The sequence below is a fragment of the Chryseobacterium sp. FH1 genome (assembly GCF_000735135.1).
GTDB lineage: Bacteria > Bacteroidota > Bacteroidia > Flavobacteriales > Weeksellaceae > Epilithonimonas.
Window position 1 is genome coordinate 1,566,667 of record NZ_JPLZ01000006.1, and the last position, 24,384, is coordinate 1,591,050.

Genomic DNA, 24,384 nt, shown 5'->3' on the forward strand with positions numbered 1-24,384 from the left:
CTTCTATTTTTGTTGTCAATCTCAAAGATCAGAATCTAAGAGAAGAAGTTATGTTGAAAGGCACAAATTAAAAAAAATCGTCGCTGTAAGACAAAATCGTTTGAATTTATTATGACAGAAATTCGGTTTCTATTGTCGAAAATGAGGTGATAATAAACTACTTTTTGTGTTGGATTGTGACGCCTGTTATCGCATTGTTCCCATCGTAAATCAATGCTTTTCCTTCACAGTTTTTATTGATGTAGGAGACGGTTTTGGATTGTACTTTTCCGTTCATTGTGTTGATGAAGGTTTCTTTTCCGTCTACAAGCGTGTTGGTGTTTTCAGAAATATAACTTTCGTTAGCTGGGACAACTTTCATTTTTGAAAAGCGGGTTTCCACTTTGTTTTTATATTCGTAAAAATTTGTGCTACTTGCTTCTCCGGAAGAAAAGTACTCTTCCCGAATCAGCCTTCCAAGATCATCGTAAAAGAAATGCTGTTCAGATGTTGGGTTGTTTCGTTCATCAATACTTACTTTTTTTGAAATTTGAAATTTGTCGTTCAAAAGATATTCATCGCGAGATTGGCTGTTTATGAATCTTGTGACAACGCGATCTGGTAGATATTTGAATTGGGTTTCATAATCCTTTTTATGATTCAAATGATACACGATAGAATCCACCAAACCCAGAGCATTGAAATGGTATTTCTGTCCGGACTTTTCTCCGTTTCTATCATAATCGCTGCTTATGATCTGCCCATTTTTGTAGGTTACAGAAGAACTGTAGCTCAATTTTTTTTCGGCAAGGTCCGTAAAAACTTGGGTCTCAATTATTCCATCGCAATTGATAGCACTTAGCCCGAAAACGGCAGGAGAAAGATTGCGTTTTAAGTTCATCAGAAGTTTTTCTGCATATTTCTGGTCGGGTTTGTAAACGATGGACCAGATAGAATCTACCGCGGATCTTGCAATTTTTTCTTGATTTTTGATAGTTTTGTTAACTTGTTGGGCTCTCTCCAAATTATCGGATAAATGTCTTTTTATTAATGGTAGATAATTTTCGACATCATATTCTACAATAGGTTTTTCTGAACCATCAAAAAGGATCATTGCGGTTCTTTTGTTCATTTGGTTGACATCTAGAAACCAGGTTTTTTTTCCTTTGGTAAATTTAAAAGTCTTTGCATTGGTTCTTCCAACCAACATTAGATCTGTTGCTGAGCCGAATAAACCATAAATTTGATTTGCTTTTTCTGTGTGCTTTTTAACTAATTCTTCTTCGGCTTTTATATTTTCGTTTTCAACAAAAAAGGCAGATTTGGAAGGTGAAGTGATTCCGAAATCAGATTTTTCACCATTTTTCGGATTGCGGATGATTTTTTGTGAGCATGAAATACAGATCAGAACAATTGCGAGAGGAACTAAAATTAATTTTTTAATCATCTTTTTTATGTTTAGTTTTTTATCAAATATAAATAAATAGTTTACAATTTAATTTCTTGGCTGGTTAATATTTTTATCAAAGTGTATGTTTTGGATAAAAGTAAAAGTAAATTTTTCTTAAAAATATTCTATAAAATTAAGATTTTATTAAGCATTTCATAATAGTTTGTTAGTTTACAGAGAAAAGCTTAATTTTGCAACTTCAATTTTACACACACTATGGAACTAGAATACGTAGAACATCTGAGCCCAATGCTGAAAGGCGATATCAAGAATTATCTGATCGATATCGACGGAACCATTACAGAAGATGTGCCTAATGAAGAGCCAGAAAGAATGGTGACTTGCGAACCTTTTCCAGATGCTTTGGTAACGATCAACAAATGGTACGATGAGGGTCACCAGATTTGTTTTTTCACTTCCAGAACCGAGGATCTTAGAGAGGTGACAGAAACGTGGCTCAACAAACACGGCTTCAAATACCACAGCGTACTACTAGGAAAACCACGAGGTGGAAACTACCACTGGATAGACAACCACCTTGTAAAAGCAACAAGATACAAAGGGAAATTTACAGATATGGTTGAAAAACAAGTGACCATACAAGTTTTCCGTGACTAATCATAATAAATGATAATTGATGAGTGATAAATGATTGTGAATTCAGATTGTTTATCACTCTTCTTTTTATCATTCATCATTTATCAACCATCAATTATACAAAATGAAAGTACTTGCAAATGACGGATTGACACAATCTGGAATCAATGCGCTATTACAGAACGGATTTGAGGTAATCACTGCAAAAGTGCCTCAGGAAAATCTGATCACTTATATCAACGAAAACAATGTGACGGTTCTTCTCGTGAGAAGCGCGACGAAGGTGACGAAGGAGATGGTGGACAATTGTCCAAGTCTGGAAATCATCGGTAGAGGTGGCGTCGGGATGGACAACATCGAGGTTGCCTATGCAAGAGAGAAAGGGAAACACGTGATCAACACGCCGGCAGCTTCGTCGGAATCTGTGGCAGAATTGGTTTTTGCACACCTTTTTTCGGGATGTAGATTCTTGCAAGATGCGAACAGACAAATGCCTGTAAAAGGAAATACCGAATTTGCAAAACTTAAGAAAAAATACGAAGCTGGAATCGAACTTAGAGGTAAAACCATCGGGATCGTCGGCATCGGAAGAATTGGACAAGAAGTAGCGAGAATCGCGCTTGGTTTGGGAATGAAGGTCATTGCTTCCGATACAAGAATCGGGAAAGCAAGTGTAAGAGTGGATTTCTACAACAGTCAATACATCAATGTTGAGATCGAGACTGAACCTTTGGAGCAACTGATCCAGCATTCGGATTTCATCACGCTTCACGTGCCTGCTCAGGATGGCCCGATCATCGGTGCTGCTGAGTTGGAAAAAATGAAGCCTGGCGCAGCAATCGTAAACTGCGCAAGAGGTGGCGTAATAGATGAAACTGCTTTGATTGCAGCGCTTGATAGCGGAAAGTTAGCGTTTGCAGGTCTAGATGTTTTCGAAAACGAGCCAACGCCTTCTGACGCTATTTTGAACCATCCGAAGATTTCTTTGACGCCTCATACAGGTGCAGCCACGGAGGAAGCGCAGGACAGAATTGGAACCGAGTTGGCAAATCAGATTGCCAGCATTCTTTTGGTTAAATAAATTAACTTAAATATAAATAAATGCTCGTTTTTTTAACGGGCATTTTTTATTTCCCTGATTCAGATTAAAATTTTACTTTTGTGGCTATGAAAAGAAAAGTACTTCTCATCTACACCGGCGGGACAATTGGGATGGAAAAAGATTATGAAACAGGAAGTTTGGTTCCATTTGATTTCTCCACGATTTTCAAGAGAATTCCGGAAATGAATCTTTTGGAATGTGAGGTTTCCGTTCATCCATTCGAAAAACCTGTTGATTCTTCTGATATGGGTCCGAAAGAATGGCGAATGATTGCTGATTGGATCTTCAAAAATTATGATGATTTTGATGGTTTTCTGATTCTTCACGGGACAGATACAATGTCTTACACGGCGTCGGCACTTAGTTTTATGCTGAAGAATCTTGGAAAACCGGTCATTCTCACGGGTTCACAACTACCGATTGGAGATTTGCGTACGGATGCGAAGGAAAATCTTCTGACAAGTTTGTATTACGCCAGCCTTTATGAAAATGATGAAGCGATCATCAAAGAAGTGGCGGTCTATTTTGAATATAAGCTCTTGCGCGGAAACAGAAGTCTGAAATATTCAGCTGAGTTTTTTGACGCTTATCAAAGTCCGAATTATCCGATTTTGGGGCAATCTGGCGTTAATCTTAATATCGAAAAAGATTTGCTTTGGAAATCTAAAGGCAAATTTGAACTCGATAATTATCTGAATGAAAAGGTTCTTTTCTACAGGATTTTCCCGGGAATGAACTTCGAATCTCTTTTGGAACTCAAAACGCCGGAAGCAATCGTACTGCAGGTTTTCGGATCGGGAACTATTTTCAATAATGAGAAAACGCAGAATGTTTTGCAGGAACTAAGAAAGCGAGACATTGAGCTTGTGGTCATCAGCCAATGTATTTCTGGCGGGATCAGTTTTGGAAAATATAGCAATAGCAATATCTTCACTAAGATTGGTGCGATCAGCGGGAAAGATATGACGGCGGAATCAGCCATTACGAAATGTATGCACATTTTGAAAAATCCAAAATATAACAAATCATTTTCTGAAGTTTTCAGTGAAAATATTTGTGGAGAGATGACAGAAAACTTTTGATAGAATAGCTGTTAGATTCTAGAAATTAGATTTTAGAAAAAAAAATAATAAAATATCCTCATCAAGGTGTTTTTATCTTTTGAGAATTCAGATATTTCATTATATTTGCAACCTCAAATAGAGAGGTGTCCGAGTGGTTGAAGGAGCTAGCCTGGAAAGCTAGTGTGCGGGTAACTGTACCGAGGGTTCGAATCCCTTCCTCTCTGCAAAATCCCCTGTAAACGTATTGTTATAGGGGATTTGTTTTTTAGGTGCTAATATAGGTGCTAATTTTTTTTTTCTTTCTATTACAAATAATCTTTTACTATGCATTCTTACAAGTACTTTTTTTTCTTAATAATCTCTGGAGCAAAATATTACAATTATAGATATAATTGCATCGTTTTTTGCAATTTATTTTAGCTAACGGTTTGGCGCTTTAGGGCATTGGCGGATTTCGGCGCACAAAACTTTTAATACACCACAAAAGTTGATGCGAGGTACAATGTTCAATTAAGTAACTTCGCCCGTCATAGAGCCAAATGCCTTTTGCCAATTGTTTTTCTATTTCGTTTTATTTAGGTGGCTGAATATTTTTTCTGCAATTAATTGTCCTGTCGGGATGAAATTGTTGTTAAAGTGAATTTCATTTTGGCTTTCTGGCCAACGTCCTGTTACCTTTCTTACAATAAATGCTAATTCTGCTTCTATACTTTCAATTTTAACCTTATCAAAGTCTTCAAAGTTAAAGACATATAGCAATACTGTTTCATAAGTTTTCCATTTGTAGCCGTGATAACCGTTTTGTCCATTCGCTGTTAAGCCATAACGAAGTCTGTTTTTAACAGAGGATTTTGTTGTCCCAATGTAAAGGATTATATCTTCACTTTTGAGAATGTAAATTTTAAAACCATTAGATGTAAGAGGATGTGAAAACTTAGTAATAATTGACTTTTTGTCAATGTCAAAAATTGACTGTACTTTATTGTCCAAAAGAGATAAGCTAAATATGTATGGTTTTAATTTAATCATCTTCCTATTCTATAATTTTTTGAACTTTCGTGCATCAAGTTCGTTCATTTCAATTATTGTCTGTAAACCTATACTGCTAAAGAAATTTCTGTCAGCATATTTTTCTTTCGGGTATTTTTCAATTCTATTTCTAATGAAGTCATAAACGGAGTCGAGAGTAAGCCATAAATAATTAATGTCATTTTTAGGCTCGTCTCTCGTAATTAAAAGTTTTGCGATTTGGCAGTTTTGTCCGAATTCATTCTGAAAACTAACAATTGCAGACTCGCCTAATTCTTTTGCAATTCTGGAATTGTCAGCCGTTAAACCTAATCTGGCCAAACTGTAAGATAAATATGGTTCACGAAAAAGTTCTTTGTCACCAATTGCTCCACCCTTCACTTGGCAGATAATCCCGATTAATGATTTAGTATCAAAGTTTTTAAAAAGCGTCTGGTCCCAATCTTCTGATTGTCCACCGATTTCTTCATAGACAAATGGTGTTCTAACTCCGATAAGGTCAGCATCAGCAGAGTATTTTATATTTTCCGATTTATGAATTACAAAGTTGTCAATGAGGAAAAATCCATTTAGCCTAAAATACCAATATGATTGTTCTTCTGAACTGTTTAGCATAGGGTCTGTTTTTTTTTAATAATCAATAACATTTCAGCGCTTGCCAAAGGCAGGGATTTTAGAACAAAGTTCAATAGAATTACTGCCGTCGAACCTTGCACAAACGATTAATCGAAAAACTTCAGTCTCGCTTTTGGCAACCCTTGTTAGCAGTTGTTATTCTCTTTTTCTAGTACCTTTCCGTTTGTTAATTTCCTTTGTGATTTTTTTTAGCTCTTTAATTTCATCATTGTAGATTTTATTTAATGAAAATTCCAAAAGTCTATAAGCTTCCAAAATATCAATAGTTTCAATATCTCCAATGTGACTTCCTGTATTTCCAATCCATTTTATAGCTAAAAGCAAATCTTTAATTTCACTATGATTGTAATTTTCAATACGTTTGTGTAGTGAAATTGGAACTCTTTTTCCCCCTCTAATTTCAAATTTTTTAACTCCTTGTTCATTCATCAAAATTTCAAGCGAAATTCTTATCTTATTGGCACAAGATGGGAGATCACACCAAAATAGTTTAAATGAATTTTCAATTTCCATTAGAAGTTCTTCACTGCATTTATCTGGAATATTAAATAGCTTTATAAGTGGCTGAAAAAAAGTTGGAGTAAAAAAATTTGTATATTGGTCATTATATTCGTCTAAAACTTGGTCATAATAACCAGTATGTTCTGGATTTCCAGTTCCAGTAAAAAATACGACTTCGCCACAATTTTTACAAGTTAACTGTCCATTAAAAACAAGTTGTATCCATTCAATTTCCCAATCTTCATTCTCTGAACGAAACTTTTTGGAGCTTGCCGTTTCTTCGTGATGAAGTTTTTCTTTAATTAGATTTAGTGAAGAGGTGTTACAAGAAGGACAAGGCCACTCAATTTTCGAATTCTCATCAAAATACCTTTTTGTCCAAATATTTAAATCCATATCACCAGTTTTTATTTATTGTCAATTAAGTGTTTCAATTCGTCATATTCAGGATGTTCAAGTAAGTCAAGATCGTTCATTGTTGCCAATTTAATAGCTTGTCTAGCTTCGTTGATACGGTTTAACATTGGTAAAATAATTCGTTTGCCGTGATTGACAAAATTATCTAAGTCCTTTGCTGTAGTTGGTATTTTATAACCTTGTCTTCCTGAAGCGATTAAAATCCCTTTGTCTCTTAAACTTCCTACAACTTTGCTTCTGAAATATTCGTCTTGAATTCTCGTAGGTCTGTTCTGGTTTAAATGTCCTAGAATTTCTGCTGTTGTTGTATATCGATTTTTAGGATAGGCTCTTTGTAGCCAAAGTAATAATTTCAAGAAATTAATTTGGTCAATTTTCTGTTGATCGCTACCAGTTTCTTTGTCTAAAAAATCTTGAATACGTGTAATACAAACTTCTGCTATTCTTGAGTCAAAACTTTCATCTATGTTACTTTTATGAAACTCTTCATATGTCCAATTTATAGGAGGAAAATGAGTTAAGCTACTAATTTTAGGTGTGAGTATATTTTGAAATTCGTTGCTGTGTTCTGATTTTTTAAGTTCATCAAATATATAACCTAATGAACCTGCAACAAAATCAGCTAGTTGAATTAATTCATTTTGTTTGCTGTCTTGTATATTGAAATCTGCACCTGAAAATAGATTTCGAGAGTGATTTCTTTCTACATATTTTTTAAATTCTTTTAAAAACTCATTTCCGCCGTGTTCATCAACATATAAGTCAAGTGTTGGAAAAGTTCTAAATAATTCCTTATACAGTAAATTATTGGTGAATTTGTAAAATGACTTTTTAAAGTTAAATCCTTCTCCGGTCAATTTTTGCTTATCAATTATAACTGCGTAAATAGATATGTCAAGTTTTGCAATGTCTTCTAGAATTCTTTTTCGTCTTAAATAGTCTTTTGCGACTTTACTTGATTTTAATTCGCCGGTCTGAAATTTATGTTTTTGTCTTAAATCTTTGACTTGATTTTTGAGATTTTCTATGTTGTCAGTTTTTGTAATAACAGTAGCAACGATAAAATGGCTTCCTTGTGTTTGGAAGTTAAAAGAGTTGTTGCCAAATTCGTCTGCAAAAGCTGTTATTTGTTGTGTCATCTTGGTTTTAGTTTTTTGTTTTTTAAAATTTTTGCTAACGTTTTGCGCCTTGGTGTAGTGGCGGATTTTAGCACAAAAGTTCTGTCGAAGAACTGCACTTGAACCTAACACAAAACTGTCATACGAAGCACTACACCCGCCATTACGCCAAACCGCTGTTAGCTGCTGGTTTTATTGATTCAATAATTAAATTAGACAACTTCGTCCTTGCTTGTTCGTTAGAGCCAAAATACTCTGAAGTCAACTTAATATCCTTTAATTCAAGGTAGTTTTTAAAATTTACAAATGTGTCTTTGAAAAAGTCTCTCGTCAATTTATTTTGACTCACTCCAATTCTATGAATTGTCGGATAGGCCTTTATTACAGACCCGAATCCAATTGGCTTTGAAATAATGTAATCTTTAGGATTATCCCATTCGGTTTCAAAAGCATCTCGGACGCCATTAAACAAATTCAAAATTATTTTGAACATAACCGCATCTTGATTATCAATGAAATATTGTCTGAATACCAATTTCTCGTTTGGTTCGATGCTCTCTCCATTTTTAATTCTACGAGTATCATCGTCAGGATTTTTAGTAATTAACTCTAATAGATACTTAATAAATGTCCCTTGTGATAATGAAGCAAAATCTTGATTTTCTTCTTTTTTTCCAAGCATTTTAAGTCTGTTTGAAAATGGAGATCCCTTTTCAATATTTAGTGCTCTTGCCATTTCGTGACAACTTTTGTAAGGACTTCTCTTATCGGATAGTGCGAAAAGGTCATATATCAAGGACATATTTACCCTTGTTTGTTTACTATTAATTATTGAGAATACATATGCTTTTTGTGAAGGGAAAAGGTCAAACATTAGAACTACTGGCATTTGGAACTTGCTTAAATAGTTGGAAGCCTTTAATCCTTCAAGTCTATGCTGTCCGTCAATAACTTCACCTAAAACTTCGTCTTCGTTAAATAAAATATAATCTTCGTCAATTCTCACATCTGCATCTTCTTTGACTGCAATAATTATTGGTGTAGGAAATGTTGCATCAGAATCACCACAATATTTTGCGATGTCTTTGATTCTTGTTGTCGATTGTTCTCGTTGAACAGCATCTGGATTTTCGTGTCTGCGTTCAACAGTAGCAACTTTTGCTAATACAGATGCATCAATTGAGGTAAGGTAGAAAGTCCCAATTGGTTGTTCTATTTTTAAGTATTTAATTTTCTTCATAATTGAATGCCATTTGGGTCTTGATTCAACAAAGGTTCAGCCACTAAAATTTCTTCAACGTGTTCGTCATTTTGCTCATTAAAGAGAGGGTCATTGATGTTGTTGAAGTTCAAATTGCTTGACTCAAGTCTAAGTATGCAATATCCATATGACGCAAAAATTATTGCAAAAATGTAAATAATAGTTTGAGTAAAATCTATTCTTAGATTACCTAAGGTTGAACTGCCAATAATTTTGGATTGTATTGATGCGTAAATAATCCCCGTTATGAAAAGGTAGAAAATCGCAATAATTATTGTAAAGGTTTTTAAAGTTCTGAATTGAATTCTATCAGACTTGATAAAATTCAGGAATATCGGGCCAAGAAGAGAAGCAATTAAGGCAATTGCAAATGTGTAGAAACTACCATTCATTGATTCAATATAAATTGAATTTGAAAGGATTGTTTCGCTTGTATAGTGTCGGACTATAAAGTTTGCCAGAATTCCAAACTGCCCTGTCACAATTGTGAATAAAAACCAAATGAAGAAGTCGCTTTTGCTCTCCTTTATGACTTTGAATGGGTCTTTGATTAGTATTAAAAGTTTTTTCATATTTTATGTTGTCGTTAATGTCGGTCTGTCTAAACTTGCAGCTAACGGTTTGGGGCTTTGAGATGGTGGGGCAATCGAAGCACAAATCTTCAATTTTGCACAAAAGTTGAAACGAAGCACAAAAATTGAACTTTGCAGTTTAGCCCCACTACTGCAAAACCCTTGTTATATGCTGTGCTTGTTGTCATTCGGTTGTTGGTAATAATTTGTCTATTAAATATCGTTTCCATTTTTCGCCTATAAATTCACAGTTTCCGCTATTGATTTTAGCATTTGGAAAGTCGGAAAGAACTGTTGTTAAGTCGTTCCAAACATATTTCAACTCTTCGTCCTTGTTTTCAAAACTCAAACTCAAACTCAGTTTTCCGTTTTCTATTTTTAAATACTTAAGAAATATGCCTTCTTGTGTTGTGTTAATTCTGTCAGCAAGTTGTATGTAATAACCTTGATAGTCTGGATACGGAACTTGTTCTGGTAGTCTTTCGGCACCTGCGTAATAACGAAACAAAATTTCGTGTCCGAACTTACTTAATTTCTCTTTCCAAAATTCAGGTCTTGGAATTTCTGAAAGATCTGTTGTCAAATACATTTCTGTCTCGCTTGCCCAAGGCTTAAAAGTCGTTTTTATTAATTCTTGTTCTTCAATTTCAAAACTGTCCGCTACAAGTTTAAAAGTCGCAGGAGTTGAGAAATCTAAGCAAATACCATTTTCAACTTTACTTGCTTCAATACATTCAATGTAATTGTCGTCACCGACATTTACCACATCTTTTTAAAAAGTCCATTCATAAATTTTATTAGGAATGACTTTGAAAGATAAAATGTGTCTTTCAGAATTTGCCTTATAGTTCGCTTTCACATTATAACCAACAATAATTTCAAGTGGTTTTTCCTTAATTGCTAATACGTGTCCGTCTTCAAAATAGAAGTTGTCGGACAACCATTTGTCAAGGTCGTTAAATGTTTGTATGGTCGTTTTTAGCATTGCATATAACATTTGTTTTTACACATTGCGTCAACCGATACTATATGATATTCGCAAAGCCATTTATGATACTAAGATAAGATTTTATTTTGATGAATTGATTATTAGTTTCATACAGTTTTATTTCAGTAGAATCTTTCATTGGATTGACGAATTTTTTACTTTTTAATGCCGTATGTTTAAAAAAGGGATTGCAAATACTTTAAAATTTCTAAACGTATTTCACCATTAATATAATTTCTTTAACGACACAAACTTATTTTAAAACAAAAATCCCAACTCTCATCAGGATTTTTTACTTTTAATTTCTTTAATATCGTATTTCTTATCTCGGAAGGGTTCATCAGGAAGAAAATCTTTAATGGAGCATCCTAATGTTATTGCAATTAGATTTAGATGGATTAAATTATATTTTGCTTTTTTAGATGGAGCTTCTATCTGTGAAATAAATCCAATATTCTTCCCAATAGAAAGTGAGAGCTCCTCTTGGGTGACACTCTTTGATTCTCGTATTTCTTTAACACGTTTTATAACATATCTTTCTATTTCTTCTAATGATTCATTCATAAACCAAAGTGAATGAAAAACATCAAAAAATATTATGTACTATAGTACATATTTTAGAAAAAATTTTTATATTTGTAAAATAAGTTATTGAAATGTAACTTTGCGATACTTCAAAGAAATATAGAAGCTATTGCTTAGAATCTCGAACTGAAAACTGGTAATTTTTAATATGCGAGAGGATAAGTAAAGTAGCTCACGACCTAGGCGTGAGCTCACTTATCTGCATATAAGGTATACCAGTGCCCCAGTTCGGATATGTTGAGTTTCACGCCATTTATTTTTTTTTTGTAAAATGAAGCGAGATAGTGCATAAATGGTAAAGACAATTCATACTGAAATCTAAGCAGTTTCTTTTAGCAATCATTAAGCTGAAAAATACCGCTTATGAAAAGAACAAACACTCTGCTCCGAAAGCTCAACGATCATCAGTTATATGAACTGCTGAAAAAAGGAAATCCCGCCGCTCTGGAACATATTCATAAACGTTATAAAAGACTTCTTTTCTGGATCGGAAAACAAATGCTTGATGATGATTTTGTTGTAGAAACTTTAGTTCAGGATACATTTCTTAAACTCTGGCTACAACGTGATTCCATTGAAACGCCAAATCATATTCTTGGCTTTTTACGGTTCGTTCTGAAAAGGGACTGTATAACCTATTACAATACTCCGAAAAATAAATTCGCACGCTTAACTGCTTCTCTTGAAAGTTTTGAGAACTATCAGGATTATCTTATCGGATATGATCCTATGCAAGACAAAGAACATCTTCTTTGCCAGGAATCCGATCAGAAAAATTTTGATGAAATCAATAAGGTCTTAAAGGTGATAAACCCCAAAAGAAAACACCTGATTGAACTTTGCCTTCAATATGGATTTCGGTACAAACCTATTGCAGAAGCAATGGGAAGCAGTGTAAAAGATATTAGCAATGAGGTAACTAGGGCAATAGATGATCTAAGAAAAATCTTGAGAGCAAATTCTAATGAAGAGCTAGCGATTGAATCTCAGAAAGACAAGGTTCACCAAGATGAACTCAGCAGTCAACAAATTGAAATCATAAAAAGAAGATTTGAACAGAAATCTTCATTTGCAGTGATTGCACGAGAACTCAAACTTTCCGAAGAAAAAGTCCATCAGGAGTTTCTTTATGCCTATCAATATTTACAGAACCGAAACAAGTCTGAAATAACTACTTGATATGGAAAAATCCACAATAACACTTACCCGAAAAATTCAGTTGTTGATCGATGTTCCATCGGATCAAAAAAATGAAATGTGGGAAAAACTTTATCGGTATCAGAACCGCTGTTTCCGTGCAGCCAATTTGATTGCTTCCCATTTGTATGTTCAGGAAATGATCAAAGATTTCTTTTACCTCACCGAAGAAATCCAATATAAGTTGGCCGATGAAAAAAAAGATCACATGGGAATGTTTAACCGTTCAAAAACTGGCACTACAGCACGAATGGTATTTGACCATTTCAAAGGAGAAATCCCGACCGATATTCTGGGAAGTTTGAACAATACAATTCAATCAACTTTCTCTAAAAACAAAGCAGACTACTGGCAGGGAACAAAATCATTGAGAAATTTTAAGAAAGACATTCCGATTCCACTTCCGGTTAAATGCATTAGTAAAATGAGATATGACGAAGAAACTAAAGCGTTTTGTTTCAATATGTTTGCAATTCCTATCAAAACATTCTTAGGAAAAGACTATACTGATAAGCGAGTGATAATGGAACGTCTGCTAAAAGAAGAGATAAAGCTTTGCACCTCGCAGATCCAACTGAAAGACAGGAAAATCTTCTGGCTTGCAGTTTTTGAATTTGAAAAGGAAGAATATTTTTTAAAACCTGAAATCATTGCAGAAGCTTCCCTGTCTCTTGAACATCCTATAGTAGCAAAAGCCAACAATGCACGAATCGACATTGGTTCAAAAGAAGAGTTTTTGTATCGCAGGCTTGCAATTCAGGCAGGTCAAAAAAGGATTCAAGAAAGTATTGCCTACGCTCGTTCCGGAAAAGGAGCTAAGCGCAAACACAAGGCACTGTATAAAACAGATAAGCTGGAAAGCAGATACGTAAGCAATCGGCTTCACCTGTATAGCCGAAAACTTATAGATTTCTGTATCAAGCAACAGGCAGGTACACTTGTTCTAAAAAATCAGGATGACAAAATTGGCATTGCAAAAGAACGGGAATTCGTGCTTCGTAATTGGAGTTATTACGAGTTGCAGACCAAAATAAAATACAAAGCTGAAAAAGCTGGAATTGAATTGATCATTGGATAGCTAAAAAATAACGAGGGTGCTTGTAAACCCGCAGGGTGAGGTCTTGAACACTCACTAAATACTTTAGAAGTATATACAACGGCGTGGGTTCTTTTTTTTTAAAATAAAAACTTGAACCTTATTGAAATCAACTAATTTAATTTTAAAAAATTCTAAAATTAAATTAAAAACTTCTCTTTGAAAGCAATCAAAGAGAGGTTTTTATTATAATCTTAGTATTGAAATTTCGGAGTTGTCCAACGGACAACCGCATTAGCTGTAATACTAATTTTTCTTACCACAGTTTGGACAATATAAAGGTGCTACCGCAAAAGATTTTGTTAGAATATCTCCAGAAATTAAATTTCGCTTTAAATTTTCGTCGCTATCGAGCAATCTTAATATTGACAAGGTTTTTCTATCATCATCTGATAGAAAAAGTTTTGCTTCTAATTCATTCTTAAGGTTTTGTAATTTTTCTGTTAACATGATAATTATTTAAATTGATTCAAATAGTGCTGATACTTTCTTAGTTAGTTTACTTCCAATAAAATTCTCTGCTAATCCTAGAAAAATTCCAAAAATAATTGAAACAAAAGGGTCAGATTCAATTTCGGTTGTAGATATGGATCCAAATTGAAGTATTATAACCTTTTTATAAAACAGAAGAGAAAATACTAATGCAATTGAACTAATAAATATTAACTTTAAATAAGGTTCTAGACGATCTTGTTCAATAGTTGTCAATTCCTCAAATGATAAAATGGTTTTTCTAGTTCCGAATGACAACCAAATCCCAAATAAGCAAGAAGACCAAACTAATAAAAAATTAGTGAATGTATTTAAACTCTCTAATAATTCATCATCAGTCTGGAAATGATAGTAACTCTTAAAACCTAATGCTACAATAAGAGGTAAAATACCTAAATTAATTGCTTTAAATCCTAATTTTTTAAAGTAGCTATTTTTAATTTCACCTGATTTTTTATCAATTATTTCAAGTTTTAATTGTGCTAATGCATTGAAAGATATTGTTGGCTGTGCATTATCAGGAACTAATCCAGCTTGTGCTAGAGATAATAGTTGGTTAAAATAATGTTGAAGTTCAATTTGGGAGTTTTCAAATAATTTTCTAACAACAACTAATGTTTTCTCAATATCAATATGCAGTTTTTGTTGATTTTCTGTTACTTGCTCAATGTCAGGTTTAATTGAAAAAACTATATCATGTGGAGTATTTGTATTAGCAGAAACGATATAACAACCTTTTTCCATCTTTACAATTTTTTTCCACAAAGTTGACAAATTGATGGAGCAGCTGCAAACGATTCCATTACTACTTTTCTAATGCTATATTCTTGATTAACAATTTTTTTTATTCCATCATTTGTGTCAAAAAAATTTAATTCATATAGCAATTCTTTTTGATCTCTGTTCAAAGATTCAATTTTTGAAAGTTGTTGCTTCAGTTCTCTTAGTTTTTTTGTAAGCATAATTTTTAGTTTTTATATTATGGAATTGTTGGGATAATGCAGTGGCCGAAAGTTTTTTCAAATCATTAAAAACGGAGCTCATTTATGGAAACAAACTCATTACAAAAGAAAAAATGGAGCTGGAAATTTTTGAATATATTGAAATCTGGTACAACAAAAAAAGACGGCAAAGTACTCTAAATTACCAAACAATAGAAGAATTTAACAATCAAAACAAAATTTATCAAAATGTAGCTTAACTTATACTGGAATTTTTGTTTGCATATCCAGTTTGTTGTTGTATTTTTTTGTTATGTCTAGGATAAAAACATCTAAAAAATTTATATTAGTAAAAGAGCAGGTTATTACATGCCCACCGATGCCATTATTTAAAAACCCGACCCAATGAGAAAACTAATTTTTATCTTATCGCTTTTCTTGACTATAACAGGCTGTAGCCAAGACAAAAAAAACAGGATCAAACAACAAAATTCAAACTTCTAAAATGACCTATAATATCAACGGTTACGTCCATGAAGAAAGTAAAAATATTACTGCTGATAACTATGCTGAAAAAATAAATTTACAAATTAATCATTACAATAATGAACCGATTTATTATTTTAGGATTAATAAGCAGAATTGTTTAATAAGAACATATGTCAACAATATAAATCTATATGATGATTATGAATTAAGTAATGTCATAACACCCATAGAAATTGGAAACATCTTAAAATCAGGACAACAAACTGTAATGGTAAAAATGTATCCTGTAGGTAATTTAATAAATGAAGATTTAGGATTGGAAAATGAGCTTCCAGCAACTGAATTATCAGATAAAGCAAAAGTAGATATTGATATTGTGGTTATGGATAACAAATCTAAAAAGCAATTTGCCGATGAGCGTGTAATAGTTACACAAGTAAGCCCTAAAGAAGCCGCAGGAAAAGAGTATTACGAATTTAGTTTTACCTTCAATGCAGAAGTACCTTATAAATTTGAAGGCTGGACAAAAGGAAAAGATCTAAGAAAATTAGATCAAGATTTAGTAAGAAAAAAAGCTATAGAATTTTATCAAATGTGTGGTAAGATTTTTGAGAAAAATGATGTAGATGCATGGTTGAAGTTAAGTTATTTATCTGACATGAGAATTATGTCTTCCTCATTTGTTGATAAACAATATCTTGACGAATTAGTTGAAGAGTATAATGTCGACTTAAAAAGAGACTATAATATACAACAATTAGATAATTTTGTTTTAGAATATATGGGAAATGGTAAATTACTTCGATTAATTACTGATAACCAACACCCAAAGTTAAAAGGAGGAGGTGCATTATTACTAAATTATGGTAAAGGTGGTGTTTACCAACCGGGTATCACCTTATACCTCCCCGAAGGTAGAGATTTGGCAACCCAAGGTTTTATGATGTGGAAGTAATAAAAAAATGGTGATATGATAGTATTGGTTTTATTGATTCAGATAGCCATTGTAGTATTTTATTTCAGAATTTTAACAGAGAGTGAGAGTTACACTGGCAATGAAAATAATTCGGAAAGGTGGTTCTGGTATTTTATAGTGGCACTCAATCTCCTTTTTATCTTTCGTTTTATTTTTGTACAGATTAATTTTTCATATAGATGGTACGATCAAATTATGGAATTTATTTCATTAGGGATTTCTCTACTAATAGTGGTTCCAACTTCAATATACTATCTCGTGAAGAGTAATGAACAGCAAAAAAAGAAATAAAATAGTTTTAATAATAGAAACCTTTGTAGGAATACAGCTACGCTCATATCGACTTGAAAAAGGATTTGCTCACCGGAAAATTTGATTTCTTTTATGGTATCAGCAGGCACCTAAACCACAGCAAGGTAACCTTTGGATAAAAACAAGAACTTGATGCTAAAAGGAGACTTTGCAAATAAAACCATGTGGAGCAAACTGAACAGATGTACCCCGGTTTTTTTTGCAAGACTTTACAGGGGCAGAATGGGCAGATACAGAACTTGGCGTAGAAGTAGAAGGAGCTATTAAAGGAACATTATACTACGAGCGTACTTATAGCTATTCTGCGGCAACCTTTGCAGCCAAGTCGGTAGATGAATTAATGAATAAAACCCTCCCCGGAAAAAAAAAAAAGTAGAGGACAGAAAAGGACTGTCTGCCTATGAAGCAGCCGTAAAAAGTGGCACACTAAAAATGCCGGTGTATCGGGATGATTTCATCTTTATGGGATTGATTGGGACTATTTTTGTGAGTATGATGGGTAAAGTTGATGAAGTCAAAGTTTTTGATTTGGAATTATCCAATGGAAAAACAGCAGATAACCAGTTTATACCGTACCGAGTAGAGTTAATTCCTCCTTTGGTAATCGCAGGAGATGAAATCCCACTTTTTTAAGACATAAAATCAGAATAATTATGAAGTATACAATAAGTGTATTATCGATGTTATTACTCACAAAATCATGTGCACAAAAAAAAGAAACTATGAATAACGAAAAAATAACTTACGAGAATGTGACTGGGATAATTATGAAAGATATGAAACAATATGAGATCCAGTCTCTCGAAAATCCGCCTCAGTGTTGATACATAAGCCCGATTTTGTATATTCGAATTACAGTCGTATGCAAAGACACAAAATATAAAATTGGGATATTGGGCGATGAGGTGTTATACATATCTAATGGTAAAGTCTAATTTTTTTCCTGAGTTTGTCAGTTTCTAAATTTTTCATAGATGTCCTATCTTGATAATTTTCTCTCCTCAAGAAGGTCAAAATGATATGTTTCAGGTCACTCTGTAACCAGCTACTCATCCGTTAATAAGTTGATGAATGTTCTTTAGTCAGATAAAAAAAATCACGATTCTCAGATAGGCGAAAACGATAATGTTTTTATTTGGGTAAAAATGACATTGGTTGATTTGAAATATCCAAAAAATTCGTCAAAACCTACCCAACATCTAGAATTCTACAACCTTTGGAAGTTCTTACATATGACAATGCACAAATTCTAATTTCCGATACTTCCATTCGCCGTACTTAGTCAAATTGGAAGGGACCTTTATAGCCCCCTATCGAAAAGTCGAATAAAAAAATCTTTTCGTTACTACGAAAAGGTAGTGATTTTATGTGATGTCCATTCTTCAACTTTACCACAGTAAAAGTTGATCAACTGTTCAAATCATTATTAACATCAAAAAATCGCCGTTATGAATATCGAACGAACAGAATTTATAGCCTGGATGGAAAGAATCATGGAACGATTCGACATCCTCAAAGAGCAAGTTTCATCCAGCCAATCCAGATTTATTGAGATCGATGGTGAAGTGCTGCTTGACAATCAGGACGTATTGCAACTCCTAAAGATCAGTTCAAGATCATTGCAGCGTTACCGTACGGATAAAAAGCTACCATACTACACCATCAGTGGCAAGCTATACTACAAGCTTTCCGATGTCCATCAGCTCATCATGTAATGTCTGAGTTCATAGTGGACAGAGACATTAAAAGCCAAAGCAACACTCTAAAACCATATTTCAAATATCGACAATATCTGCTTTTATTTTCGCCTAGGTCAACAAACCGAAGCTAACTTCGCATAAAAAAAAGGTTTCTTGAAGTACTATCTTTTGATTTCTGTAAATTACCATTTGTTGAAGAAGAAGTTGTCTTAAAAGAAAATCAAGTTTAGTAGTAATAACTGAAAAAAGGATATTTTTGAATAAATGATTTGAGAAGATTCTAGGCTTTCAATGTTGTTATACATTTTATCCATAGATTTAAGAAAATTTGAAGACATGAAGATAAAATTTAATAATTCGTCTCTTGTTGTGATAGACATACAGGAAAAACTGCAACCAGCGATCAATGAAAATAAAAAAGTTTTAGACACAGTTCTTTGGGCAGTAGATTTAGCATTACTAATGGGTGTTCCAATATTTGCAACTGAGCATTGTTCTGAAAAAATAGGACTTATGCCAAATGATTTGCGAAGGAGGTTTCCCGAAAATAACATCATTTCTAAAGTTCACTTTTCCGGAGTCACAGATGGAGGTTTGCTTAAGAAATTTGATGCAGAAAAAGATCAAATCATTGTAGTGGGAACAGAGGCTCACGTTTGTGTGATGCAAACTGTTTTGGATTTACTCCACCATCAATACAGTGTATTTGTAATAGAGTCAGGCATTGGATCTAGAAACGATGATGACAAAAAAACGGCTATTGAAAGAATGAGACAAAACGGTGCGGAAATCATCACCAAAGAGATGCTCGCTTTTGAATGGTTAGATAGGGCTGATCATCATCAGTTCAGAGAGATTCTTAAAAACTTTATTAAATAATATGAATCTTTATAAATTAAGAAATGATCTTACAATAATTCCTGATATGGCTTTAATCGTTTCTTCCGAATTTTCATTTGAAGGTAATCCGTAATTTAGTCGTAAGCTGTTGACCTGATCTATATAGCAAGCCATTAGGATTAATGATCTTAATACCTTTTGCCTTTAGTTTTTGATCAATTGTATCCCAGTCAGTCTTATTTTAGAAACTAGCTAGAAAGCCATTCACGTGGCGGTATGGAGTAATTCACTATCTTTCAAAAATTCTTGAAGTTTCTGTTCCGTAAACATATATCTTGAAGTTCGATAAGCTCTAATCGGCGTTGTAAACTTAATATAAAGTTGTAGGATATTGGTAATGTGAGGTAGTATATTTTAACCAAGTCAACAACTCTATCATCAGGCGAAATGCTTAAGTTGAATAGCTTTTTTTCTGAGCATCATCCTTCAGGACAAGGCGAGAAATTGGAAATATTTTGAATGCAGAAATCGCATAAATTCTATAGTTAAAAAAAATATACAAAAAGCATCGCACAGGTAACCTGTTAATAGTAACAAACCCCAACAATTGGCAACTAATAAAATGTTGCGTAAATTACGCCTCAGAAAAAATAAAAAAATAAATATATATGAAGAAAATTCTAATTTCAATTTCACTTTTATTTATGATGAATGCAATGGCACAGAAATTTGAAACAAAAACCCAAACCGACAACCAAGGTTATACGTACGAAACCGTAAAAAACGACCAATCCGGCGTTAGAGTTTACACCCTGAAAAATGGGCTAAAGGTCTATCTTGCTAAGAATGATGACGCACCGAGAATCCAAACTTACATCCCTGTAAGAACTGGTTCCAACAACGATCCAAGCGATAATACAGGTTTGGCGCATTACTTGGAACATATGGTATTCAAAGGGACTTCCAAATTGGGAACTCAGGATTGGGCAAAGGAAAAAGCAATGCTGGCACAGATCTCGGATTTGTACGAGCAGCACAAAGCGGAGAAAGATCCGGAAAAGAAAAAAGCACTTTACAAGAAGATCGATGAGGTTTCTCTGGAAGCATCACAATACACGATTGCCAACGAATACGACAAGGCGATCTCTTCCCTTGGAGCTACAGGAACCAACGCCCACACTTGGCTGGACGAGACGGTTTACAAAAACAACATTCCTTCCAACGAATTGGAAAAATGGCTGAAAGTGGAGAAGGAGCGTTTCTCAGAATTGGTTCTGAGATTGTTCCACACAGAGTTGGAGGCTGTTTATGAAGAATTCAACCGTGCGCAAGATAACGACGGAAGATTGGTAAACTACGCCATGATGGAAGCCCTTTTTCCGAAACATCCAAACGGTCAGCAAACGACCATTGGAACTTCAGAACATTTGAAAAGCCCGTCTATGGTAGCGATCCACAAATATTTTGACACGTACTATGTGCCGAACAATATGGCAGTGGTATTGGTTGGAGATTTGGATTTTGATAAGACCATCAAAGTGGTAGATCAGTATTTCGGAACTTTCAAATATAAAGAATTACCGATGAAGAAAATGGTTTCTGAAGAACCAATGACAAAAGTGGTTTCCAGAACAGTGAAAAGTCCATCGACACCAAGAATGACAATGGCTTGGAGAACTGATTCTTATGGAACTCAGGAATCCAGATTGGCGGATATTGTAGCAGAAATCTTGAGCAACAATGGGGATGCAGGTCTTATCGATCTTAATATCAATCAAAAGCAAAAAACACTTGGTGCAGGCGCTTACGAGTCGGCTTACAAAACTTACGGAGCATTTGTATTGAGCGTGGTTCCAAAAGACGGACAAAGTTTTGATGATGCGAAGAAATTGTTATTAGACCAAATCGAATTGGTGAAAAAAGGACAATTCCCAGACTGGATGCTGAACGCCATAGTCAACGATATGAAAGTTCAGAGAATGAAAGGTTTCGAAACGGCTGACGGATTGGCGACAACGCTTTATTCCACTTACATCAAGAACAGAACGTGGGAGCAGGAATTGGACGAGATCAATCAATATGAAGCCATCACGAAAGCCGATGTGGTGAAATTTGCAAACGAATTCTTCAAAGACAATTATGTAGTTGTTTACAAAGAAAAAGGCGTGAATGATAAATTAGTTCGTGTTCAGAATCCTGGCATCACGCCAATCAAATTGAACAGAGATGCTCAATCGCCGTTCCTGAAAGAGATCATCAATACAAAATCTTCTGACATCAAGCCTCAGTTCATAGATTTTAAAACAGCGATCGCCACTTCTACAATCAAAGACAAAAAAGTAAGCTTCGTTAAAAACAAATACAACGAAGTGGCTCAGGTAAATTATGTGTTTCCTTTCGGGACAGATAACGACAAAGAATTGGCTCTGGGTGTAACAGTTCTTCAATATCTTGGAACGGACAAATATACGCCGGAACAATTGAAAGAAGAGTTCTACAAATTGGGAATCACCAACCAATTCAGAACTTCGAATGACCAAATGATCATTGCCCTAAGCGGACTTGAAAGCAATATGCAAAAAGGCGTAGAACTGATGAACCACTGGATCAACAATGTGAAAGCGGATCAATCTATCTACGACCAAACAGTAAAAACCATCTTGGAATCCAGAGAAGTAGCGAAGAAAGACAAGACCAGAATTATGGGCGCGCTTACCAACTACGCGAAGTACGGGAAAGAATCCAGATTGACAGATGTGATCTCAAAACAACGTTTGGAAAGCATCAACGTGAATGAGTTGATGTCTAAAATCAAAACTTTGAACCAATATCCTTACGAAGTTTTCCTATACGGAGAAAATCAAAAAGGTTTGGAAAAAGCAGTGAAGCCATTTGTGGAAAATACAAAACTTCAGCCTGCAAAAGCTAAGGATTACAAAGAATTGGCAACAGAAGGTAAAGTGTATTTCACCAGTTATGATATGGTGCAGATGGAAATGTCCAAAGTGGCGAAAGCTGGTGATGTGAACTTGAGCAACTTCGGGAAAGCAAGTGTTTTCAATGAATATTTCGGACGTGGATTGTCTTCCATCGTTTTCCAAGAAATCAGAGAGAGCAAGTCTTTGGCTTATTCGGCTTACGTTTCTTACGCAAATGCGACCGAGAAAAACAAACCAAACTACGTGACCAACTACATTGGAACGCAAGCTAATAAATTGCCAGCAGCTGTTTCTGCAATGAGCGATTTGATGGCAGAATTACCACAGATCCCAGCTCAGTTCGAAAATGCAAAAGGTTCTGCACTTAAACAAATTGCATCCAACAGAATCAACAGAACGACGATTTTCTACAACCAGCTTTCATTGAAAAAATTGGGCGTGGATTATGACATAAGAAAAGATGTTTATGCTGAGATTCAGAAATTGACTTTGCCAGAGCTGACCTCTTTCTACAATACCGAAATCAAGCCGTTGTCTTACAACACCGCTATCATCGGGAAAAAAGAAAACCTGGATATGGCATCCATCAACAAGATGGGAACTTTCACAGAAGTAAGTTTGGAAGAGATTTTTGGATATTAATCTTAACCTATCTCATCAATATAAAAGTGGAGCAGAAGTGCTTCACTTTTTTTGTTTTAAAACTGAAAATATCAAGGCGACGTTGCACCTTTCACCGTATAATAATTATCAAAACTTGTATAAACTCTGGTCTCATCCAAAATCCCATCATCATAAATTTCAACTTTGGTGGTGCTTTCTGATTTTTTATCGATGTATCTTATTTTGGTCAGCCTTTTTTTGTTGTCGTAATGTTCGGTTTTCAGATTTCTGCCATCTTCCATAAAGTGAATCGTTTCCAACTTGCCATTCTTTTTGTATCTGTATGTTTTCGAATTGTAGAAATTTCCCTCTTTGTTGAGTTGTTCTTCATACATATATTCTGAGTCATATCGGCCTTCCAGAATCAATTGTCCAATGTTATTATGAATGAAATAGTAAACACCATTTTTGGGATTTTTCAGTTCGTATCTTGTAGTAAATTCTGGTGTGTTGTGCGGTCTGCGGGTCAAAATTTCCTCTTGCTTGAAGACTGTGGAATCATTCTGAGAAACCCAAAGCGTATCAATAATTTTTGAATTCGGTTTGTAACGGACTTTTGAAATGATTATATTTTGTGGCTCTTTGGAATCACAACTCATCACGAAAATCGAAAATAAGTAAACAATAAAATTTTTCACGTCCAATTATTTTAATTAAAATTGATTTTCAACCCGCACATTATCATTGATCAAATGAATGTTGTCGTGGAAAAATTCGGCTTCTCTCGGGTATGTTGTGTAGTAGGTAATTCTGGATTTTGAACTATCGTTTTGATAGATGTCAATAAAAGATCTTCTAAAACGGCCCGTATTAACATTCTTGATTTTAACATATTTAATAGAGTTGGGCGGAAGCAATTCTGTTTTGAAATTCCTGAAAATAAATAAGCCTTTCTGCGAAATCAAATACATAGGAACGACAGATAAAAATTTATAAGTAAAGTGTGTATATCGCTGGTAATGAATAGTAAATTCGTCATTCAAATCTTCAAGTTCTGTTAAAACACTCGAGAATCTCTTGGAAATTATTAAGATTAATGGACCAAATGCAAACGCCAAAACCAGTTGAAGGGAAGCCACAGTCGGGAAAATATAGGTAATGAAATTTCCCGTGAGATTCCTCGACCTATAAACGTCATAGAAACCATAAACGAAAAAACCAACAATTGAAAAATTTACTAGCAACAGAAATCCAATCGAAATTGCTCTCATTTTTTTCAAATTACTTATTTCCTTGATTTTGAAATCTTGAGTTGTAAATGTGGCTTTACTCATAAGGAGAAAAATGATTCCTATAAAACTAAGAAAATTAGATGAGGTTTTGGAATAAAATTGAAACTCATTCTACGTAAACTATATAAAATTATTTAATACTTAAAATACTATTTTAGCAAGATTTTTGTTTTAAAGTGACTTTGCTACTGGATGAATAAATTCTTCA

General features: G+C 34.2%; 26 protein-coding genes, 1 tRNA gene and 1 pseudogene. 13 read left to right on the forward strand and 15 right to left on the reverse strand.

Annotated features, from left to right (window positions below):
• Positions 1-157: 157 nt before the first annotated feature.
• Positions 158-1,426 carry a hypothetical protein gene (locus IO90_RS14040; RefSeq protein WP_034967833.1) on the reverse strand — a complete coding sequence of 423 codons (1,269 nt, stop codon included), beginning with the start codon at positions 1,424-1,426 and terminating at the stop codon, positions 158-160.
• Positions 1,427-1,645: 219 nt separating this feature from the next.
• On the opposite strand from IO90_RS14040, the gene IO90_RS14045 reads away from it, so the two are divergent.
• The 4 genes from IO90_RS14045 (at position 1,646) to IO90_RS14060 (ending at position 4,416) form a co-directional block, all read left to right on the forward strand.
• Complete coding sequence (locus tag IO90_RS14045; RefSeq protein ID WP_034967836.1) at positions 1,646-2,047, forward strand: phosphoheptose isomerase; 402 nt, start codon at positions 1,646-1,648, stop codon at positions 2,045-2,047.
• 103 nt (positions 2,048-2,150) lie between these two features.
• Positions 2,151-3,107, forward strand: a complete 957-nt coding sequence (locus IO90_RS14050; RefSeq protein ID WP_034967839.1) for a D-2-hydroxyacid dehydrogenase — start codon at positions 2,151-2,153, stop codon at positions 3,105-3,107.
• A gap of 86 nt (positions 3,108-3,193) precedes the next feature.
• The gene (locus tag IO90_RS14055; RefSeq protein WP_034967842.1) at positions 3,194-4,210 is read left to right on the forward strand and encodes an asparaginase; all 1,017 of its coding nucleotides are present in this window, start codon (positions 3,194-3,196) and stop codon (positions 4,208-4,210) included.
• 119 nt (positions 4,211-4,329) lie between these two features.
• Positions 4,330-4,416: transfer RNA gene (locus tag IO90_RS14060), tRNA-Ser, on the forward strand.
• A gap of 337 nt (positions 4,417-4,753) precedes the next feature.
• Here the strand turns inward: IO90_RS14060 and IO90_RS14065 are convergent.
• From IO90_RS14065 to IO90_RS14100, 9 genes are all read right to left on the reverse strand, one after another.
• Positions 4,754-5,221 (reverse strand): hypothetical protein, encoded by a 468-nt coding sequence (locus IO90_RS14065; protein WP_034967844.1) that lies wholly within the window; start codon positions 5,219-5,221, stop codon positions 4,754-4,756.
• A gap of 9 nt (positions 5,222-5,230) precedes the next feature.
• Entirely contained in the window at positions 5,231-5,836 is a 606-nt protein-coding gene (locus IO90_RS14070) for a hypothetical protein (protein WP_051878708.1), read from the reverse strand.
• 156 nt (positions 5,837-5,992) lie between these two features.
• Positions 5,993-6,754 (reverse strand): DUF4145 domain-containing protein, encoded by a 762-nt coding sequence (locus IO90_RS14075; RefSeq protein ID WP_034967847.1) that lies wholly within the window; start codon positions 6,752-6,754, stop codon positions 5,993-5,995.
• Positions 6,755-6,765: 11 nt separating this feature from the next.
• Positions 6,766-7,914: a DUF3800 domain-containing protein gene (locus IO90_RS14080; RefSeq protein ID WP_034969256.1), complete on the reverse strand. Its 1,149-nt coding sequence runs from the start codon at positions 7,912-7,914 to the stop codon at positions 6,766-6,768.
• Between the two features lie 142 nt (positions 7,915-8,056).
• Complete coding sequence (locus IO90_RS14085; RefSeq protein ID WP_034967849.1) at positions 8,057-9,133, reverse strand: DGQHR domain-containing protein; 1,077 nt, start codon at positions 9,131-9,133, stop codon at positions 8,057-8,059.
• Positions 9,130-9,726, reverse strand: a complete 597-nt coding sequence (locus IO90_RS14090) for a hypothetical protein (protein ID WP_034967851.1) — start codon at positions 9,724-9,726, stop codon at positions 9,130-9,132. Before IO90_RS14090 ends, IO90_RS14085 begins: the two co-directional genes overlap by 4 nt.
• Before the next feature lie 184 nt (positions 9,727-9,910).
• Positions 9,911-10,492: a hypothetical protein gene (locus tag IO90_RS14095; RefSeq protein WP_051878710.1), complete on the reverse strand. Its 582-nt coding sequence runs from the start codon at positions 10,490-10,492 to the stop codon at positions 9,911-9,913.
• 6 nt (positions 10,493-10,498) lie between these two features.
• Positions 10,499-10,711, reverse strand: coding sequence for a hypothetical protein (locus IO90_RS18795; protein WP_051878712.1), 213 nt, complete (start codon positions 10,709-10,711; stop codon positions 10,499-10,501).
• Positions 10,712-10,996: 285 nt separating this feature from the next.
• Positions 10,997-11,278, reverse strand: a complete 282-nt coding sequence (locus tag IO90_RS14100; protein ID WP_034967853.1) for a helix-turn-helix domain-containing protein — start codon at positions 11,276-11,278, stop codon at positions 10,997-10,999.
• A 384-nt stretch (positions 11,279-11,662) separates the two neighbouring features.
• Here IO90_RS14100 and IO90_RS14105 point away from each other — a divergent pair, with 384 nt between their 5' ends.
• Positions 11,663-12,478: an RNA polymerase sigma factor gene (locus tag IO90_RS14105; protein WP_034967856.1), complete on the forward strand. Its 816-nt coding sequence runs from the start codon at positions 11,663-11,665 to the stop codon at positions 12,476-12,478.
• A 1-nt stretch (position 12,479) separates the two neighbouring features.
• Positions 12,480-13,574 carry a transposase gene (locus IO90_RS14110; protein WP_034967858.1) on the forward strand — a complete coding sequence of 365 codons (1,095 nt, stop codon included), beginning with the start codon at positions 12,480-12,482 and terminating at the stop codon, positions 13,572-13,574.
• A gap of 264 nt (positions 13,575-13,838) precedes the next feature.
• Here IO90_RS14110 and IO90_RS14115 read toward each other — a convergent pair whose 3' ends face one another.
• Genes IO90_RS14115 through IO90_RS14125 form a run of 3 tightly spaced genes read right to left on the reverse strand, consistent with a single transcriptional unit; the run spans position 13,839 to position 15,046 of the window.
• A complete protein-coding gene (locus IO90_RS14115) occupies positions 13,839-14,042 on the reverse strand; it encodes a hypothetical protein (RefSeq protein WP_034967861.1) in 204 nt (67 codons plus the stop codon).
• Positions 14,043-14,051: 9 nt separating this feature from the next.
• Positions 14,052-14,828: a hypothetical protein gene (locus tag IO90_RS14120; RefSeq protein WP_131450896.1), complete on the reverse strand. Its 777-nt coding sequence runs from the start codon at positions 14,826-14,828 to the stop codon at positions 14,052-14,054.
• Between the two features lie 2 nt (positions 14,829-14,830).
• Positions 14,831-15,046, reverse strand: coding sequence for a hypothetical protein (locus IO90_RS14125; protein ID WP_034967865.1), 216 nt, complete (start codon positions 15,044-15,046; stop codon positions 14,831-14,833).
• A 23-nt stretch (positions 15,047-15,069) separates the two neighbouring features.
• On the opposite strand from IO90_RS14125, the pseudogene IO90_RS14130 reads away from it, so the two are divergent.
• From IO90_RS14130 to IO90_RS14160, 7 genes and pseudogenes are all read left to right on the forward strand, one after another.
• Positions 15,070-15,285 (forward strand): annotated as a pseudogene (locus IO90_RS14130) (IS3 family transposase); the annotation flags it as partial.
• A 145-nt stretch (positions 15,286-15,430) separates the two neighbouring features.
• Entirely contained in the window at positions 15,431-15,529 is a 99-nt protein-coding gene (locus tag IO90_RS19265; RefSeq protein ID WP_410492590.1) for a lipoprotein, read from the forward strand.
• A 1-nt stretch (position 15,530) separates the two neighbouring features.
• A complete protein-coding gene (locus IO90_RS14135; RefSeq protein WP_034967870.1) occupies positions 15,531-16,469 on the forward strand; it encodes a hypothetical protein in 939 nt (312 codons plus the stop codon).
• Positions 16,470-17,234: 765 nt separating this feature from the next.
• Positions 17,235-17,435 carry a hypothetical protein gene (locus tag IO90_RS14145; RefSeq protein WP_034967875.1) on the forward strand — a complete coding sequence of 67 codons (201 nt, stop codon included), beginning with the start codon at positions 17,235-17,237 and terminating at the stop codon, positions 17,433-17,435.
• Positions 17,436-18,250: 815 nt separating this feature from the next.
• The gene (locus tag IO90_RS14150) at positions 18,251-18,517 is read left to right on the forward strand and encodes a helix-turn-helix domain-containing protein (protein ID WP_034967878.1); all 267 of its coding nucleotides are present in this window, start codon (positions 18,251-18,253) and stop codon (positions 18,515-18,517) included.
• A gap of 321 nt (positions 18,518-18,838) precedes the next feature.
• Positions 18,839-19,381: an isochorismatase family protein gene (locus tag IO90_RS14155; RefSeq protein WP_034969260.1), complete on the forward strand. Its 543-nt coding sequence runs from the start codon at positions 18,839-18,841 to the stop codon at positions 19,379-19,381.
• Positions 19,382-20,010: 629 nt separating this feature from the next.
• Complete coding sequence (locus IO90_RS14160) at positions 20,011-22,923, forward strand: M16 family metallopeptidase (protein ID WP_051878718.1); 2,913 nt, start codon at positions 20,011-20,013, stop codon at positions 22,921-22,923.
• A gap of 71 nt (positions 22,924-22,994) precedes the next feature.
• Here the strand turns inward: IO90_RS14160 and IO90_RS14165 are convergent, their stop codons facing one another.
• Positions 22,995-23,582, reverse strand: coding sequence for a hypothetical protein (locus IO90_RS14165; RefSeq protein ID WP_034969267.1), 588 nt, complete (start codon positions 23,580-23,582; stop codon positions 22,995-22,997).
• Positions 23,583-23,597: 15 nt separating this feature from the next.
• The gene (locus tag IO90_RS14170; RefSeq protein WP_034967880.1) at positions 23,598-24,218 is read right to left on the reverse strand and encodes a hypothetical protein; all 621 of its coding nucleotides are present in this window, start codon (positions 24,216-24,218) and stop codon (positions 23,598-23,600) included.
• Positions 24,219-24,384 lie beyond the last annotated feature (166 nt).